The sequence below is a fragment of the Vibrio sp. Y20_XG_PY13 genome, assembly GCF_024181925.1.
Taxonomy (GTDB): Bacteria; Pseudomonadota; Gammaproteobacteria; order Enterobacterales; family Vibrionaceae; genus Vibrio; species Vibrio parahaemolyticus.
On the sequence record NZ_JAMZAL010000001.1, the window covers coordinates 447,099 to 464,685 of the forward strand.

The window sequence follows — 17,587 nt, forward strand, 5'->3', positions numbered from 1 at the left end:
TACCTTAAATATCTCAGGCTACAGAGTAGTAGCGAGTCAAAAACGAGGGCTGTATATGAGCCATCACGCCAATATTCCGAAAACCTAACAGGGTTTTCTATATCGCATTGACTCAACTCTTAAACATGAACTCGCTTTGAAGCGGTACATTAGCATGAAGCCCTTAACAAACCTAGCTAAAGTCCTGAGGTTGCGCCAAATTTTGTTTTAGATGCCAACGTCTGATAGATTGAATCTATATATTTTTCTAATTAAGGACGGAATAATGAAAAAACGTTTGCTTGCTTTAGGTTTGGTTACCATTCTTGCTGGCTGTGGCAACGATGAGGTTGGTGATGTCTCTTTGGGTATGTTTACTATGAAAGACATAAAACTGAATACGCTCGTAGACCCTGAAGTTCCGGGCGTTACTTGTCATGTAGCGAGCATCGAAGCGGACTTCAGTTTAGCGGACCCAAGCGACAGTTCAATTTCTTGCCGTCAAACTGGTGAAATTACACCTGAGATGATTACTAAAATTGATAAGAGCAAATCAGGTGAAGTGGTATTTAAAAAGTCTAAGAGCGTTTTCTTCAAATCGATGAAGATTCGCCGTATTTATGATCCAGAAAATCAAACCTTGATGTACCTTTCTTACTCAACTAAAGAGACATCAGGCAGCTTCAAACACAGTCTATCAACTGTACCTCTTTGGGGTACGAAAGCTTACATCCAACCGACTGAAGCTAAGATAAATTAAGCTCACTTCGCTTACGAATTCGTCAGCCCGCTGCATTTTTCAGCGGGCAAATTTCTTTGCAATAAAACACCACGATTTTCATTTTTTTGTGATACAATCCCGCCTCTTTTTTTTCTCACTCAAGAACAAGCATGAAGTTTCCTGGTCAGCGTAAATCTAAACACTACTTCCCAACTCACGCTCGAGATCCATTAGTCAACCAAATTCGACAAGCGCCTAAGCTATACCGCCCAACCATTGTCGGTGTTGGTCAAACCATCGTAGATATCGAAGCTCGTGTGGATGATGCGTTTCTAGAAAAATACAACCTAAGTAAAGGACATTCTCTTGTTCTTGAAGAGAGCAAAGCAGATGCATTGTATGAAGAGTTAGTAGAGCAAGGTCTGATCACACACCAGTACCCTGGCGATACTATTGGTAACACGCTGCACAATTATTCTGTTCTAGCAGACAGCAAATCTGTATTGCTTGGCGTAATGTCAAAGAACATTCAAGTGGGTTCTTTCGCCTACCGCTACCTTTGCCGTACGTCTTCACGCATGAACCTAAACCACCTACAAACGGTAGATGGTCCGATTGGTCGTTGCTACACCCTTATATCTCAAGATGGTGAACGTACATTCGCGATTAACGAAGGTCACATGAACCAACTTCTTCCAGAAAGCATTCCTGAAGAAGTATTTGAGAAAGCTTCTGCGCTTGTTGTTTCTTCGTACCTAATGCGCGGTAAAGAAGAAGACCCAATGCCTAAAGCAGTACAACGTGCGATTGATTTTGCCAAGAAGCACGATGTACCTGTTGTTCTTACTCTGGGCACAAAGTACGTGATTGAAGGCAACGCGGAATGGTGGCAAGAGTACATTCGTGAAAACGTATCTGTTGTGGCTATGAATGAAGAAGAGGGCGCGGCGCTTACAGGCGAAAACGATCCACTCGCCGCTGCGGATAAAGCACTTGAGTGGGTAGATCTTGTTCTTTGTACTGCAGGGCCAAACGGTCTTTACATGGCAGGTTACACTGACGAAAAAGTGAAACGTGAAACTACACACGATATTCTTGAAAGCTCTATTGAGAAATTCAACAAGTTTGAGTTCAGCCGCGCAATGCGCAAAGAAGATTGTGTGAATCCAATGAAAGTGTATTCACACATCGGTCCATACCTTGGTGGCCCTCTAGAAATTAAGAACACTAATGGCGCGGGTGACGCTGCACTGTCTGCACTGCTGCATGACATGGCTGCAAACTCTTTCCATCAGAAAGAAGTGCCTACTTCAGAGAAACACGAAGTACGCTGTCTGACGTATTCATCACTTTCTCAAATTTGTAAATACGCGAACCGCGTGAGCTACGAAGTGCTAACTCAGCACTCTCCTCGCCTATCGCGAGCTCTGCCAGAACGCGAAGACAGCTTAGAAGAGACCTACTGGGATCGCTAAGAAGGTTAGCTTTAGAGCAAAAAATATACTTAGGTCACCGTTTGGTGGCCTTTTTGTTTTGATCTAGCGCAGTATTTAGTGGATTTTGTTACTATGTAGCACGCGAAGGCGCACGAACTTCTTTACACCTAATTTTTAACCAGTATTATTCTCGCGCAAACGTTTGCGCAACAACAATACAGTCTACATAGATTGCTTGATGTTGAACGCCGCGTGTTAGCCATATTTGGGAGTATCCATGCAGTCTGATATTGAAATTTGCCGAAACACACCGTTATCTTCCATCGATGTTATCGCTGAAAAAGCAGGTCTTTTGCCTGAAGAATTTGATACGCACGGAAAATACAAAGCCAAAGTACACCCTAAGTGTTTAGCCCGCCTGAATGATAACCAAAACGGGAAATTGGTTCTGGTCACCGCGATTACCCCTACTCCACTAGGTGAAGGTAAAACCGTGACAACCATCGGCCTTGCGCAAGGGCTGGCGAAGCTACAGCAATCCGTGATGGCATGTATTCGACAGCCATCAATGGGCCCTGTCTTTGGCATCAAAGGTGGTGCCGCAGGTGGCGGATATTCCCAAGTTGCGCCAATGGAAGAGCTCAATTTGCATTTGACGGGTGATATTCACGCCGTTACGGCAGCACACAACTTGGCGTCTGCAGCTTTAGATGCGCGCTTATTCCACGAGCAGCGCGAAGGATATGACGCCTTTGAAGCTCGAACTGGTTTAAAAGCATTAAAAATTGACGTTGAAAGCATTACTTGGAAACGCGTGATGGACCACAACGACCGTGCACTTCGCATGGTCAAAATTGGTTTGAACGAACAAGGCAAAACCATTAACGGATTTGAGCGTAACGAAGGGTTCGATATTTCAGCCGCATCTGAATTGATGGCCATTATTGCGTTGGCAAAAAATCTTAAAGACTTACGTCAGCGCATTGGCAAAATTGTTGTTGCTTATGATCTCGACGGTCAGCCTATCACCACAGAAGATTTACAAGTAGCAGGTGCGATGGCCGTAACGTTGAAAGAAGCCATTGCACCAACATTGATGCAAACGCTTGAAGGTGTCCCTACTCTGATCCACGCAGGCCCTTTTGCTAACATTGCGCATGGTAATTCTTCTATTATCGCTGATGATATTGCGTTAAAACTTTCGCGTTACACGGTAACTGAAGCAGGATTTGGCTCTGACATGGGATTTGAGAAAGCCTGTAATATTAAAGCAGCGGCTGCCAACAAAGCGCCTGACTGTGTGGTGATTGTTGCGACGTTAAGAGGCCTTAAAGCGAACTCCGGCCACTACGACTTGCGCCCTGGCATGGCAATTCCAGATTCGATTTTCTCGCCTGACCAAGCGGCATTGGTAGCCGGGTTTGAAAACTTAAAGTGGCACATCAAGAACGTCCATAAATATGGAATCCCAGCCGTTGTTGCGATTAACCAGTTCCCTCAAGATTGCGAACAAGAACTCATCGCGCTTCAAGATCTCATTCACGCATTCGATCCAAATGTTAAAGTCGCTATCAGCACTGCTTTTGCCCAAGGTGGTGAAGGTACGAGAGATCTAGCACAGCATGTCGTTGATGCTTGCGAAAAAACCACGAATTTCCGACCTCTATATCAGAAACATCAATCCCTTCAGGAGAAGCTGATGTCTGTGTGTGAAGCTGGATATGGTGCGACAAATGTTGAAATGAGTGAACTTGCAACTCAGCAATTGGCTCATTTTGAAAAACTAGGGTTTAACGAATTAGCTGTTTGTATTGCTAAAACGCCACTTTCTATCACCACCGATTCTTCAGTAAAAGGCGCGCCAGTTGGCTTTACTGTTCCAATTCGTGAACTGCGTTTATGTGCCGGTGCTGGCTTCGTGTACGCATTATCGGGTAGCGTTATGACCATGCCAGGTCTTCCTGACAAGCCAGCGTTTATGAATCTTGACCTTGATGAAGATGGTAATATCATCGGTTTGTCATAATGAGCTTCATTTAAATGAAATCAAACACAAAGGGAGCTAGACAGCTCCCTTTATCTTACTGTTTTAAATAGGTTTTACATTGTAAATCAATAATCTCTTTAAATCCCCAGATTCTATACCGCCCCAATATAATGCACTGTCTATTTTTTAATTCACTAATATAGTGCATCAACTCTCGGTCACAAAATTCATCATTTTGATTTTTAAAGAAATATTCAATGGCGCGATTCTTGTACTACAGTTTGCAGTAGCTAACAAACAAACCAGCACATGTCATTCTAAATTGTTGCGTTGTATAACACCTCCTCCGGTTAAGCACGGTTTAGACGCATGTAGAACAAGGGAAAGGGAATATTATGCAAGACGCACTCGCTGTAATTTTAGCAGGCGGGATGGGCTCACGACTTAGCCCACTCACTGATGATCGAGCCAAACCTGCGGTACCATTTGGCGGCAAATACAGAATCATCGATTTTACGCTAACCAATTGTCTTAATTCAGGTTTACGTAAAATTCTAGTGCTTACTCAATACAAATCTCACTCACTACAAAAGCACCTTCGTGACGGTTGGTCGATTTTTAATCCCGAACTTGGTGAGTACATTACGGCAGTTCCGCCTCAAATGCGCAAAGGTGGTGCATGGTATGAGGGTACCGCCGACGCCATCTACCACAACTTGTGGTTACTATCGCGGAACGACGCAAAATACGTTGTTGTGTTATCTGGTGACCATATCTATCGTATGGATTACGCAGCGATGCTTGAGGAGCATAAAGAGAAAGGGGCAAAGCTGACCGTCGCTTGTATGGATGTTCCAGTAAAGGACGCCTTTGCTTTCGGAGTTATGGGAATCGCTGAAAACGGACTGGTTAAGTCTTTTGTCGAGAAGCCCGAAAACCCACCTACTCTTCCAGACGATAAAACCAAGAGCCTTGCATCAATGGGGATCTACATCTTTGATATGGATGTGCTCAAAGAAGCGCTGACCGAAGATGCGAAACTGGAAACGTCTAGCCATGACTTTGGCAACGACATTATTCCAAAATTGATCGACACCGAATCGGTTTACGCTTACAAGTTTTGTGGCAGCAAAGGTCGTGTCGATAAAGATTGTTACTGGCGTGATGTCGGGACAATTGACTCCTTCTATGAAGCAAATATGGATTTATTGGAACCAGTACCTCCGATGAACCTTTACCAATCTAACTGGGCTATCCGCACTTACGAGCCTCAATTTCCACCAGCGAGAACCGTCTCTTCTGCAACAGGAAACGAAGGTATTTTCATCAACTCGATCATAGCTACCGGTGTTATCAACTCAGGTGGCTCAGTCCAGCACTCGATCATTTCATCAAATGTGCGCATTCAAGACAGCGCGACCGTTGTGGATTCCATCATTTTTGATGATGTAGAAGTCGGTGAAGGCAGCCAACTGGTGAATTGCATCGTCGATAAACACGTTCGCATACCACCGAATACACAAATCGGCATCAATAAGGTTGAAGACGCCAAACGCTTCAAAATCTCAGAAAAAGGCATTGTTGTTATACCGGAGAGCTACCAGTTCTGAAAGTCCTCAATTCAAACGACAACATAAACGAAAAAGCGCACGATAATTACCGTGCGCTTTTGTTTAAGTACCTATGAAAGTTAGGTAATAACAGTTAATCAATAATGATTAGATGTTACATACTGTAGCCCAGCTACCATCGCTACCTGGTTCAGAAGCCGTCCACCAGTTTGCTTGGTAAACCACACCATTGTGGATGACTTTGTCGCCTTGGTTTGCGTGGCTTGGGTTACCTGCCCAGTCAGTTTGTGGCAGATTTGGGTATGTTACCAAACCAGCAGTATCACAAGAACCTGGTTCAGTTGTACCGCCACCGCCAGTACCCGCGTTTAGGTCTCCGATTGGTAGATCTGGTTGCTCAAACTTGAACGCAAATTCTTTACCACCAGAAATCACTGAGTAGTTCGCAGGACCAGAGATTGGTAGGTAGTAAACCATATCAAGCTCGTAAGTACCGCCTGCTGGAAGATCTTTCCATGCTGGTAGAGAGAACGATACGCGGTGCATTACGCCATCCAAACCACCGATGTTGTTTGCACGAGTATGCCCAGAAGCAATCACTTTCAAACCGCCACCAGATTGGTCTTTCGCGTTGTCCGGCGCAGATACTGGGATATCGAATTGGAATTCAGTACCGCCAGGGATTGCTTGACCTGTGTTGTTCGTAAATGTGATCTTAGGGTTAATTGGGTAGTTTTGGTCGCCAACTTTGAAGCCGCCAACACTAACAGTAATATCTACTGCTTCAGTTGGTGTTGGACCTGTCGCTACTTTGTTACCGTAAGGCGTTGCAGACTTAAACTTGTCGTAGATAGCTTTGGTCATAGTGTTACCCATGTGGTATTCACCATTACCTGCAGCACACGCTTGTTCAGTTGCATCGATAGCAGTACGGTTGCCATTTGCATCTAGTACGTAACAGTTGTAGTCACCTGCTAGTTCCCAGAACATGATACCGCCGATTTCTTTATCGATAACGTAGTCCGCTTTCACTTCGATAGAAGCTTTATCTTCTGTAGATAGGAATACGCCCTTCTCCGCGTTCCACAACCAAGGAGCTACAGCAACACTGTCGTAATTACGAGTGTACGTACCAACCAATTTGTCAGAAGGATCGTTCACTGGATCTAGACCGTAAGCTTGAGCGTAAGAACCCCAAATGCCTTTCTCTAGGTTCTTCGCGTGCCACATTGGGTTCGAGCCTGCACCCATTTCACGACCTTGTGGATCTAAATCGTGCCACATGTTGTCGATGCCGATAGCACCGTTACCACAGTTGTTCTTCTCACCTTCACCTGTGCCTGGTTGACACTCAGCTTGGTTAGGTAGCGCTGCTCGGCCCCAAAGACCATTGTCACCACCAGTTACGCCTTGCCAACCACGGGTGTAATAAGGAACACCGATGTTGATACGGCCTGCTGGCATAGAACCACGGAAGTAATGGTAAGCCCAGTCAGTATTCAAGTAACCAATACCGCCATAAGCTGCTGTGCCGTATACGTTCCACTGTGCTAGCTCAGAGTCTTTGCCTGTATCGAATAATGCCGCGTTGTGGCCAACGTGATCGTTCCAAGCACCGTGCAAGTCGTAAGACATGATGTTTACGTAGTCTAAGTACTTAGTTACATCGAAGGTTTCCATACCGCGTAGCAAGTAACCAGACGATGGCGCTGCGATAGTCAGCATGTAATGCGTACCATCTTGAGCAGAAGCTGCATCTAGTTTTTCACGAAGTACTTTCATCAGCTCTTGGTAAGAAGCCCATAGGTACTGACGACGTGGTTCCATGAAGTCTTTATCGTAAGGGTTACCAGCACCAGCCATTGATGTTGGGTATTCGTAGTCGATATCCAGACCATCGAACTTGTACTTACGCATCATTTCAACTGCAGAAGCTGCGAACTTCTCAATGCCAGCATGGTTGATAGAACCATCAGCATTGGTCGTCATTGTGTAGAAGCCACCATCAGCAACACGATCGCCATTTGCATCGAAGTGACCGCCGGTTTCAGCCCAACCACCAATCGAGATTAGCGTCTTAACATCGTGTTTTTGCTTGTAAGTTGCTAGTGCACCAAAGTGACCTTTGAAACCAAGCGTAGGATCGACTTCAACACCTGGCCATGTTTTGCCAGTTGCAGCGTTGTTCGGATCATTAACATCGCCAACGTTCACTTTACCGTCAGAACCGATGCTCACAAACGCGTAGTTGATGTGAGTTAGCTGTTCCCAAGGAATGTCTTTAACAAGGTAAGTCGATTGTGGGTCGTCACCTGCGCGCCAGCTCGTGAAGTAGCCGATGACACGACGTGGGTGATCCGCACCCATTTTCTCACGACCTTCTTCGTCATAGATTGAACAGTAAGGTACGTCCACGCCTGTTGTTTGGTAAAGACCGTCAGGACGACAGTTAGATGCCACAGCTCCACCATTTACAGTTAACGTAGCAATTGCAGAGTCTGTGCTTGCACCTGCGTTATCTGTCGCTTTCGCGTATACCGCTAGAGCGCCCGCTTTTGAAGGCGTTACGTCTAGTGTGTAAGGGGCAGCGGTTGCTGTGCCAGCTAATGCGCCAGCAACGTAGAAGTCAACTTTAGCAACGCTACCATCCGCGTCTGCTGCGTTAGCAGTAAGCGTAACAGTACCGCCTAAGTCGATTGAAGTAGCTGAAAGCGCAACATCCACTGTAGGCGCTTCATTACCTGGCTGAGCTGAAGCAATCGTAAGCGTTACTGAACTTGCAGTACTTACCGCGCCAGCGTCATCATAAGATTTAGTTGAAAACTCGTGTACGCCTTCAGATGCAGTCCAAGATGCAGTGAAAGGAGCCGAAGTAGACTGACCAACTAAAGCACCATCAACAAAGAATTCAACTTTGCTAATTGTGCCATCAGTGTCTGCTGCATCTGCGGCGAGGTTAACCACTTCACCAGCGGTGATAGATGCCGACGCAGAAGGAGCGGTTAGAGTCACCGTCGGGATTTCATTTTGTGGTGGATCAACAGGACCTGTTCCATCACAAGCACCAAGAGATTCCCACTCGCCCCACTGGCCAGCTTGTGCAGGGTTATTGTTTTGCGTCCAGTAACGCGCTTTGTATGCGTTACCTTCGTGCTGAACTTGGTCGCCGCCATTATAAACTTTTGACGAATCCCAAACTTCTAGAGGGGCACAATCAACCGCTGCGTAGCTGTTGAAGGCCAATAGACAAGATGCAGTCAGAGTACTTAGCGTAAAGACACTTTTCACTGCTTTCCCGTTTTTAAGGTGCATAATCGCTCTTCCTTAAGTTATTGTTAAAACAATATTAAACGTGTTTAAAACAACACGTTCTTACTTTTATTTCGACGTAAAATAACTTAAGTACAAGTTGGAAATTTCACACTATGTATTTGCGAGTTTTCAACACCACCTCTCAAGAATCCACTAAATGGTTGCAACAAAATACCTATTATTTGGCACCAGCAACTAATTTTATAATTCGAATAAATAAGTGACTCGCAAATTAATAAAAAAGGCGAAAAAAGTCGTCATTTTGAAATAAAGATCACTATGCCTTTGTTGACCTTGGTGTTTCATTGAAATGTCGCTTGTACTCGCGACTAAACTGTGATGGGCTGCTGTAGCCTACAAGTCGAGCAGCATCGTTGACTCGTTTCCCTTCGAGTTGAATCAAATCTCTCGCTTTATTGAGACGTACTTTTTTGATGTATTGCAAAGGTGATTCTAAGGTTACGCTCCGAAACGCCTGATGAAATGCCGAGATACTCATGTTGGCCTCTTCCGCCAATGTTTGGACATTCAATTGCTCATGGTATTCGGCATGAACTCGATTGAGTGCTTTTGCAACTCTCGCGTAGGAACCTTCTTGGTGAGCCAATTCAAACAACACGTGCCCTTCTTTGCTTATAAGCGTTCGATAGACAATTTCCTCTAGTAAGGACTCGCCCAATATCGCCACATCCAAATCGTTGCAAAGCGCCTTCATTAATCGCTTGCAAGCATCGAGCATGGCGTCGTTCATTCGAACCGATTTGAGGCCACAACGTTTAGAATCTTCGCAGATATTACTGAATTTCTGTGCTTCGAGCTTTTTCACAAGTTTGTGCAGCAGCGTGGGCGAGATGTCGATAGAAATACCGAGCAAAGGCTCATTGTTGGTGGCAAATGCTTCACACTCTAGAGGCATAGGTACGCCCACCACCAAATAGTCATCCGGACCATACTGAACTGGCGTTTGCCCTATATGGATGTTTTTATGCCCTTGGCCAAGCACAATGATCCCTGATTGATACACAAATGGTTGACGGTTATTGCCTTTGCTACTGCGATAAAACCAAACGCCTTCGATAGCGGTTTGCTTAATGCCTTCTAAATTGTGCAGATCATGCTTTTCAACATACTGCTGCATGGTTTCAGCTAATGTGTTCATGTAATGCTCCATAAACCGTCAATCGGTCTACGCTTTGTTGTCATTTTGCTCACTATACTTTCTCTTCTGTTTCCGATTCCAGCGCTATAACAACAATTTTGTAGAAATAGGCAAGTAATTTACAGAAACCGACCTACAACACGACAAAAAGTCGTACTAATATGCACGTATTCAATCTCCTCAACTGGAAACAAGAGGTCTGCAATGAACTTTTCTTATGTCAACCCAACCAAAATTTTCTTTGGCCAACAACAAATCGCAGCAATCAAAGACGCGATCCCAGCGGATCAAAAGGTCTTGGTGATTTACGGTGGCGGCTCAATCAAAAAGAATGGCGTATACGACCAAGTAGCAGAAGCGCTCACTGGCCACGAATGGTCTGAGTTTTCTGGTGTAGAACCAAACCCAACAAAAGAAACATTGGATAAAGCGGTCGCTATCGTAAAAGATCAAAACATCGACTTCATTCTTGCTGTTGGTGGTGGTTCGGTTATCGACGGTTCTAAATACGTTGCGGCAGCATCAAAGTACGATGGTGACGGCTGGGACATTATGATCGGTAAGCATCAAGTTACAGAAGCAACACCGCTTGCGGCTATCCTAACGCTACCTGCAACTGGTTCAGAATCCAACATGGGTGCAGTGATTACAAAAGCAGAAACTCAAGACAAACTGCCGTTCATGTCTCCTGCTGTACAGCCTAAATTTGCAGTCTTAGATCCAGATGTAATGAAAACGCTGCCTGAACGTCAGCTTATTAACGGCATTGTCGATGCGTGGGTACACGTTTGTGAGCAATACATTACACTGCCTACTGGTGCGATGGTTCAAGACGGGTACGCAGAGACCCTGCTAAAAACCCTAAAAACGCTTGGCGAACAGTTCGCAGAGCGCGATGACGACCAATGGCGCGCAAACCTCATGTGGTCTGCAAACCAAGCATTGAATGGTTTGATTGGTAGCGGCGTTCCTCACGATTGGGCAACGCACATGATCGGTCACGAGCTGACTGCACTTTGGGGCGTTGATCATGCACGTTCTCTTGCCATCATCCAACCATCACTGCTGCGTAACCAGATGCAATTTAAGCGCGCGAAGCTTGAACAAATGGGGCGTAATGTATTTGGTTTGGAGTCTGGTGATGATCTTGCAGAACGCACTATCGAAGCCATCGAAGCGTTCTACCACCAACTTGGTGTAGCAACTCAACTAGACAACTACGGTGAGAGCCGCGAGCAAGCGATCGATGCCATCATTGACCAACTCAACAAACACGGAATGACAGTTCTGGGTGAAAACCAAGCGATTACTCTTGAACGCAGCCGTGAAATTTTAGAATTAGCTGTCTCATAACAGCAACAACTGTTCACTGCCCTTTCTAGGGTTTAACGGTATTGTGACTTAACGGTCACAATACCGTTTTTTTATGCTATTTTGTAAGCTTTAACGCGTTCAAATATTGGGCATTCTAAAAACAACAATTAATGCACAAAATTAAGTGTTCGCGTTGGTCAGTAAAATGGCGACCGTTTAGCTTTACATACACAAAAAATAAAATTGAAATCAAAGGTCTAACTTACGCATTTGTTAGATCTTTTTGTTTAGAGTAGTACTACGCTACTCACATTTGTCTGTTCGAGAGTTCTTTATATATGTGGCTAGTTGTCGTTGTATTAGCATTCATACACATCATAAGTGTCCGTAAAGGGCCGAAATGGCTATTTTACGTATCAAAGCCATTGCCTGTACTAGTGATGAATGGCATTTTGCTCAATTCTCCCGCGAGTCAACTTCCTTACACTCAGTGGATATTAGTGGGTTTATCGTTGTCACTACTCGGTGATTTACTACTGATGTTACCGCGAGATAAGTTCATCATTGGTCTAAGCCTATTTTGCTCTGCTCATTTGTCCTACAGTTATGGCTTTAGCTTAATGTCGGCATGGCATTTCACTCCTTGGCTTCCTATTGCTTTGTTTGGGCTCGGCATTTGCTTTTACTGGCTGTTTCGACCTGACCTCGGCAAAGAAAGAATCCCTGTCGCGATCTACATTTGGGTTTTGATGACCATGTGTTGGATGGCCATTGAGTATTATCTAAGTGGGAAAACGCAGTCGTCTTCGTTTGCGGTGTTAGGAAGCTTTATCTTCATCATTTCCGGCACGGTGCTGGCTTTTGAACGCTTTGGTGGTTACTCGGTATTTTCTCGGCAAGTGGTGATGGTCACGTACTATTCCGCGCAAACTTTAATGGCGATGTCCGTAATTGCCATCGTGATCCGGTATCCGTATCTCACGGTGATCAGTTAATTTTCTATGCCGAAGATGGTTGCTCATCACTCTGAGTTTTGATGAAAAAGCGTTTGAGCTTACTGATGCAGACCTCAAACGCTTTTTTGTTATCGCGACTTGTAATTGCCCTTTTCAATTCCGTGCTTTTTCATTCTCAAATACAGCTTTTTACGCGGTATTTGCAGATGGTTTGCCGCATCCGTAATTCGCCCGGAGTGCAAAAACAACGCATCTTCTATGAGCTGCTTTTCAAAATCGTCCACCAAATCATCCAATGGAAGCTGAATCTCATTTTGTGAGTAGATGCGCTCTTTACCCGTTAATTTAACAATTCCGATTGCGTATAACTCAGCGATGTTTCTTAGCTCTCGGATGTTGCCCGGCCACGGATAGCCTCTCAGTAGCGCAAGATAGTTAGAGTCGACATTTGGCAATGTTTTGCCTAATTTCTTACAACTCAGTTTTAAGAAGTAATGAAATATCGTCACGATGTCGTCAGGGCGCTGACGCAATGGCGGTACGTGAACCACGCCTTGGTTGAGTAGATAGTACAGTTCCGGCAGCAATTGATTTTTGGTGATGTACTCTTCCGGTTCTGAGTCAAAAATCGTTACAACACGCAGATTCTTTTTCCCACAACGTTCTCGCGCCAGTAATAATTGAGCCAGATGCCGTTGCCCCTCTTCAGGCAGTTCAGGTAAGCTCTCTAACACAAGTAAACACGACTGCTGTTTGTCGATGGCCTCATCAATGCTATCCATTGTTGTGTTTGCACTGAGAGCAAAAGAGCCATACTCCGTTTCTTCACTCTTAGACATCATGTCTTTAATTAACCCCGCGACGCTGTGACGCCCAGTGCCCGACTCACCATAAACCACCACGTGCGTGTCCAGTAACGCGTATTGGGCAACAAGCTTGCGGATCTGCTCCATATGCGCAGACTTACCAATTAATGAGCGCGAAATAGATTTCTCCGCCTGTAGCTGCAATTCCACCTGGCTGCTTCGATTTTCAAGCTGCTGTTTTACTAGTGTTAGGAGCTCCGCAGGATTGATCGGTTTTTCTAAAAACTCACACGCGCCCTGCTTTACTGCATCAACCGCCATTGGAATATCGCCGTGCCCAGTGATCACAATGACAGGGATTCGCTCATCGACGTTTTTGATCATCCGAAGCAGTTCTAATCCATGCATTTGCGGCATGTACATATCGAGAATAACAACGCCCGCCCACTCTGGAGAGACATATTGCAGCGCTTGTGTTGGGTCGTTAATGGCCTTTGACTTGATTGATGATATGTTCATCAAGTACGAATAAGAGTCCAAAACATCCTGATCATCATCGACCAATAATACTGAATATGGGTTATTGCTCATTAGGTAACTCCAACACAACCATCGCACCTTTTTCTAATGAGGAAGCGAGGTAGATACTTCCTTTATGCTTTTCTATTAATGACTTACAAATATTCATCCCCAGCCCTAGACCAACTTCTTTTGTCGAAACAAAAGGCTGAAAAATCCGCTGCACAATCTCTTCACCAAACCCAATGCCGTTGTCACTGATTGCAATCAGTGTGGTTTGGTTGGTTCGTTCCACCAGCGCCATTTGAATCCGTTTTTGTTCGTCCCTTGTGCTTTCCATCAACGCATCACAACTGTTTACTAAGACGTTAATGAAGACCTGTTCTAGCGCCAACATGTCGCCTTGCACTTTTACATCATCAGGTAACTGGTTTTCTATGATGATCTGTTGACGCTTCGCTCGCGTGTTCACAATGGTGGATGCTTGCTCCGCCACCTCATGAACACTTACAGACTTCACTTCTCTTTCACCTTCTGGCTTGCGAGCGAATTGGCGCAAACTGTTGATGATCTTACTCATCCGAGTCGCCAAACCTTCGATGTGAGTAATGGATTCACCAACCTTTTCTGGAGATTCCTGTTCGAGGAACATTCTCGCGCTGTATAAATACGTCGACATTGCGTTTAATGGCTGATTAAGCTCATGCGCTAAACTGGTCATGGTTTGCCCTACAACCGCCATTTTTGCAGCTTGAATCAACTCATCTTGCGTCTTTTTAAGATTGTCTTCGGTGCGAATGCGCTCTTCGATTTCGTTTTCTAACTGTTGGTTTTTCAGTAGCAAATCTTGCGTTTTTTCTAACACCCGACTTTCCAAGGTACGCGTGGTCATTTCTTGATGAGTGACATCCGTAATGGTCATGATCAGTTTGTATTCAGCACCATGAGCGAAAGGACGAATATCGAAACGCACATACTTTGGTTTCTTGTCTCCAAGTGACAATGTCACATGAATTTTGCCGAGTTCAATCCACAAATGAGAACCGTCGAATACCTTTTTTAGTTGATCTCGACAGCTCTCTGGGAAGTACTCCCAAATCGGATAACTTTCGTTAACCTCACCAAGTTTCAATAATTTACGCGCACTTAAGTTTGCTGATTCCACTACGCCATTGAGGTCACTGGTAATCAAACTCGCCGTTGTGTTGTTGATCAGACTCAAAGCGTTAGTTCGTTGAATTTCCAGTACCTTTTCACCATATTCGATGAGCTTTTCACTCAAGCGTCCGATCTCATCATTGCCGTCCACCACAACCGGATGGCTCAGGTCGTTTTTGATGATGGCATCAATACTGTCACCTAACCCTATCAAACGTGCCACAATGCGGCGGTTGATGAAGTAATACGTCAAGAACATACTCGTCATGATCGACAAACTAAAGCAGACGATCAAAACGTGGTTGCCGTAAGACACGCGCTCGGCGGTTTCACTCTTCACCTGTTTGAACGTTTGGTCCGCAGTAGAAACCAGTTCACCGATTTGTTGATGAATGGCATCCATGCTGAGCGCGATTTGCTCTTGTATTTTCTGAATATCGCCGTTCAGTGTCACTAATGACATCAATTGTTTATCGAACGCGCCTTCTGGACTCAACACAACCACAAGTTCTTGCAATAACTGTTTGTAAGCGATTGAGGTTGGCTGATTCATTAAGGTTGTGCTGCTTTCTTGCAGATCCATCAAACGAAAGTGAATCACCTTCATCCCATTATCGACCTGCTCCGGCATTGATGCGCCAGCAACATCAATCGCCATGTCGTACACCGCCGATTCAATATCGATGACCCGTTGCAAAGTACTCAATTGCACCAGCAAGTTTTGAATTTCTTTCGAATCGTTTACCCGCTCAATCTGCCAATGCACTTCTTGTCGAACCGGTTTGAGCTCAGAGCGAATATCTTGGTGAAGCCAGTTAATCTGCTCCATCAGTTGGTCGACGCGGCGAGTTTGATCGATGCGAGTTGAAATCATATCCACGTACTTTTCCAGTAGAGAGGCAAGGCCAGCTTCCGATTCGAGCAATTGATAAAACTCCGAGCTCATCTTATTGCTTTTCAGAACGGTCGAAATCGAAGCCAATTGCTCGTTGACCTGCATAGCTTGTTCAGTCAGCTGTACTTTGTTGTCTACCGCTTGCAACGCTTCTACGCGGCGGTTAATTTCACTGGTTTTACTTTCGAGAAAATAGCTGGCGTTATATTTAGGTACGCTATCTTCCAACAAAAGGCGCACCTGATTATCCAAGCTGTTCCATGTCGCCCAAGCGACCAAACACACCACTGTAAGCAAGAGCGTGCTGCAAGCAAAAGCGGCAATTAAGCGTGCACCGATGGTTTTGTATTTCGGGTATAACACTACTTCTCTTTCCCTCGCCATTGAGCCAATTGCTGATTTACGTTGTCCAATTTTTCCGACATCGCACGCCCTAATTCATGGGAAAACTCTGCCAATAACGCTTGGTAGTGCGTCATGCCAACTTCGGAGTCTTTATCCATGGTCGACAGCTTTTGCGCAATTTCGGTTACTTGCGCTTTACTCAGTGGCAATTCAAACAGTTGTTTTTCAATGGCTTGTAGCGAACGTTGTTTCTCTGGTTTTCCGTCGGCTAGTCGATTCAATTTAATGAGCGAGAGCCAAGCATCTTGAAGCTCCGGAAGACGCTTGGTGATCGCGGTATCAAAAATCAAGTTGATTAACGCTTCGCGTGGCATTACCTGTTCTAGGTCGAGAACGGGATTTTCTCCACCGTATCGAGCCGTATCGTCAAGCGCTGTTTTGGAGAAGGTGCTGCTTTCCATCTGTTCTTGTACTTCTTTCGAAAGCAAATGAGCAATAAAGGACTCTGCCAACTTATCACTCTTGCCCCGATTGATTTGTGCAATATAGGTAGGCATCAGCGTAAAGTCTTGGTCATAAGCAAAGCCAACGTAGTCGAACTTGCGTTGCGCAATCAGTGCGTAGCTGTCGATCGTCGGCCCAATACCAAACTTACCTTTGGCGATGTAATCCGCCACTCCAAAGCTGCGAGAAGAGATCGTCGCGAGGTTCGCACCCACATTGAGTAAAATCCGCCAGCCCTCTTGCCAACCATATTGACTAAGCACACTCTCGACCATCAATTGCGTGGTTCCGGAGCGGCTTGGTGTGCTCATAGTGACGTGACCAAAGTACAGCGGATTGGTCAGATCTTGAAAACGCTTCGGTTCTGGTAAATGGTTCGCGGCCAAATAATCTTTGTTCCAAACAATCCCGGCGCCGGAGTATCCAAACGCCACGACTTGATCGTTATTAGGTAATAGATAAGGCGACAACCATTTCGGCACTTGCACACGCGACGACATATCAGCCAAACGATGTTCATTAGACAGCTCTTGCATCAGAAACGGCGACGAGCTCAACACCAAGTCGATATCCTTCATGTAGCTTTTGCTAAGCAATTGCAGGCTTGATTGAGTGCGTCGGTGAACCACTCGGACTTCAGCATCAGGATAGTGCTGCGTAAAGTCATCCACCAAAGCAGTGATTGGTGCTTGAGAGAAGGTCGTGAGTATCACCAACTCTTTTTCTGCTGCCATTGTGAGTGGTGCATAAAGCGCCGCACCAAGAAGTAAACGACGCCCAAATTGCTTGAAATCAGCCATCAAATTAACCAAAAACCTTAAATAGTGTGCGGTAACTCAAATCTATGAAAGATTGTCAAAAAATCTTACAGAGTATGTTTGAGTCACTATTGACGCACTTCAACCAGAACTAAGCATATTCTATC

General features: G+C 45.1%; 11 protein-coding genes. 6 read left to right on the forward strand and 5 right to left on the reverse strand.

All coding sequences use genetic code 11. From position 1 onward, the window contains the following. The first annotated feature begins 265 nt into the window (after positions 1 to 265). The 4 genes from NL646_RS02005 to glgC all read left to right on the forward strand — a co-directional run bounded on the left by NL646_RS02005 (position 266) and on the right by glgC (position 5,733). Positions 266 to 739, forward strand: coding sequence for a CreA family protein (locus NL646_RS02005; protein WP_005454218.1), 474 nt, complete (start codon positions 266 to 268; stop codon positions 737 to 739). Between the two features lie 131 nt (positions 740 to 870). After that, the gene (locus tag NL646_RS02010; RefSeq protein ID WP_024701266.1) at positions 871 to 2,175 is read left to right on the forward strand and encodes an inosine/guanosine kinase; all 1,305 of its coding nucleotides are present in this window, start codon (positions 871 to 873) and stop codon (positions 2,173 to 2,175) included. A 238-nt stretch (positions 2,176 to 2,413) separates the two neighbouring features. Continuing rightward, positions 2,414 to 4,162: a formate--tetrahydrofolate ligase gene (locus NL646_RS02015; protein ID WP_253663768.1), complete on the forward strand. Its 1,749-nt coding sequence runs from the start codon at positions 2,414 to 2,416 to the stop codon at positions 4,160 to 4,162. A gap of 356 nt (positions 4,163 to 4,518) precedes the next feature. Beyond that, positions 4,519 to 5,733, forward strand: coding sequence for a glucose-1-phosphate adenylyltransferase (gene glgC / locus NL646_RS02020; protein WP_253663769.1), 1,215 nt, complete (start codon positions 4,519 to 4,521; stop codon positions 5,731 to 5,733). A gap of 108 nt (positions 5,734 to 5,841) precedes the next feature. Here glgC and NL646_RS02025 read toward each other — a convergent pair whose 3' ends face one another. Together NL646_RS02025 and NL646_RS02030 are read right to left on the reverse strand one after the other, a co-directional pair. After that, positions 5,842 to 9,006 carry a glycosyl hydrolase family 18 protein gene (locus NL646_RS02025; RefSeq protein WP_253663770.1) on the reverse strand — a complete coding sequence of 1,055 codons (3,165 nt, stop codon included), beginning with the start codon at positions 9,004 to 9,006 and terminating at the stop codon, positions 5,842 to 5,844. Between the two features lie 277 nt (positions 9,007 to 9,283). Beyond that, a complete protein-coding gene (locus tag NL646_RS02030; protein ID WP_025591183.1) occupies positions 9,284 to 10,165 on the reverse strand; it encodes an AraC family transcriptional regulator in 882 nt (293 codons plus the stop codon). A gap of 204 nt (positions 10,166 to 10,369) precedes the next feature. Here NL646_RS02030 and NL646_RS02035 point away from each other — a divergent pair, with 204 nt between their 5' ends. Next, entirely contained in the window at positions 10,370 to 11,518 is a 1,149-nt protein-coding gene (locus tag NL646_RS02035; RefSeq protein ID WP_005498772.1) for an iron-containing alcohol dehydrogenase, read from the forward strand. A gap of 299 nt (positions 11,519 to 11,817) precedes the next feature. After that, entirely contained in the window at positions 11,818 to 12,474 is a 657-nt protein-coding gene (locus NL646_RS02040; protein ID WP_253663771.1) for a lysoplasmalogenase, read from the forward strand. An 89-nt stretch (positions 12,475 to 12,563) separates the two neighbouring features. Here NL646_RS02040 and NL646_RS02045 read toward each other — a convergent pair whose 3' ends face one another. From NL646_RS02045 to NL646_RS02055, 3 genes are read right to left on the reverse strand one after another with little or no spacing between them, the layout of a single operon-like run. Next, on the reverse strand, positions 12,564 to 13,832 hold the full coding sequence (locus NL646_RS02045; RefSeq protein ID WP_253663772.1) for a sigma-54 dependent transcriptional regulator: 1,269 nt from the start codon (positions 13,830 to 13,832) through the stop codon (positions 12,564 to 12,566). Then, a complete protein-coding gene (locus tag NL646_RS02050; protein ID WP_253663773.1) occupies positions 13,822 to 16,176 on the reverse strand; it encodes an ATP-binding protein in 2,355 nt (784 codons plus the stop codon). The genes NL646_RS02045 and NL646_RS02050 overlap by 11 nt, the downstream gene beginning before the upstream one ends. Continuing rightward, a complete protein-coding gene (locus NL646_RS02055; protein WP_021454501.1) occupies positions 16,176 to 17,462 on the reverse strand; it encodes an ABC transporter substrate-binding protein in 1,287 nt (428 codons plus the stop codon). Before NL646_RS02055 ends, NL646_RS02050 begins: the two co-directional genes overlap by 1 nt. Positions 17,463 to 17,587 lie beyond the last annotated feature (125 nt).

What these genes read in the sequence shown, in the direction of transcription:
- NL646_RS02005 (WP_005454218.1), top strand. Translation starts at nt 266, where the DNA reads ATGAAAAAACGTTTGCTTGCTTTAGGTTTGGTTACCATTCTTGCTGGC.
- NL646_RS02010 (WP_024701266.1), top strand. Translation starts at nt 871, where the DNA reads ATGAAGTTTCCTGGTCAGCGTAAATCTAAACACTACTTCCCAACTCAC.
- NL646_RS02015 (WP_253663768.1), top strand. Translation starts at nt 2,414, where the DNA reads ATGCAGTCTGATATTGAAATTTGCCGAAACACACCGTTATCTTCCATC.
- glgC (WP_253663769.1), top strand. Translation starts at nt 4,519, where the DNA reads ATGCAAGACGCACTCGCTGTAATTTTAGCAGGCGGGATGGGCTCACGA.
- NL646_RS02025 (WP_253663770.1), bottom strand. Translation starts at nt 9,006, where the DNA reads ATGCACCTTAAAAACGGGAAAGCAGTGAAAAGTGTCTTTACGCTAAGT.
- NL646_RS02030 (WP_025591183.1), bottom strand. Translation starts at nt 10,165, where the DNA reads ATGAACACATTAGCTGAAACCATGCAGCAGTATGTTGAAAAGCATGAT.
- NL646_RS02035 (WP_005498772.1), top strand. Translation starts at nt 10,370, where the DNA reads ATGAACTTTTCTTATGTCAACCCAACCAAAATTTTCTTTGGCCAACAA.
- NL646_RS02040 (WP_253663771.1), top strand. Translation starts at nt 11,818, where the DNA reads ATGTGGCTAGTTGTCGTTGTATTAGCATTCATACACATCATAAGTGTC.
- NL646_RS02045 (WP_253663772.1), bottom strand. Translation starts at nt 13,832, where the DNA reads ATGAGCAATAACCCATATTCAGTATTATTGGTCGATGATGATCAGGAT.
- NL646_RS02055 (WP_021454501.1), bottom strand. Translation starts at nt 17,462, where the DNA reads ATGGCTGATTTCAAGCAATTTGGGCGTCGTTTACTTCTTGGTGCGGCG.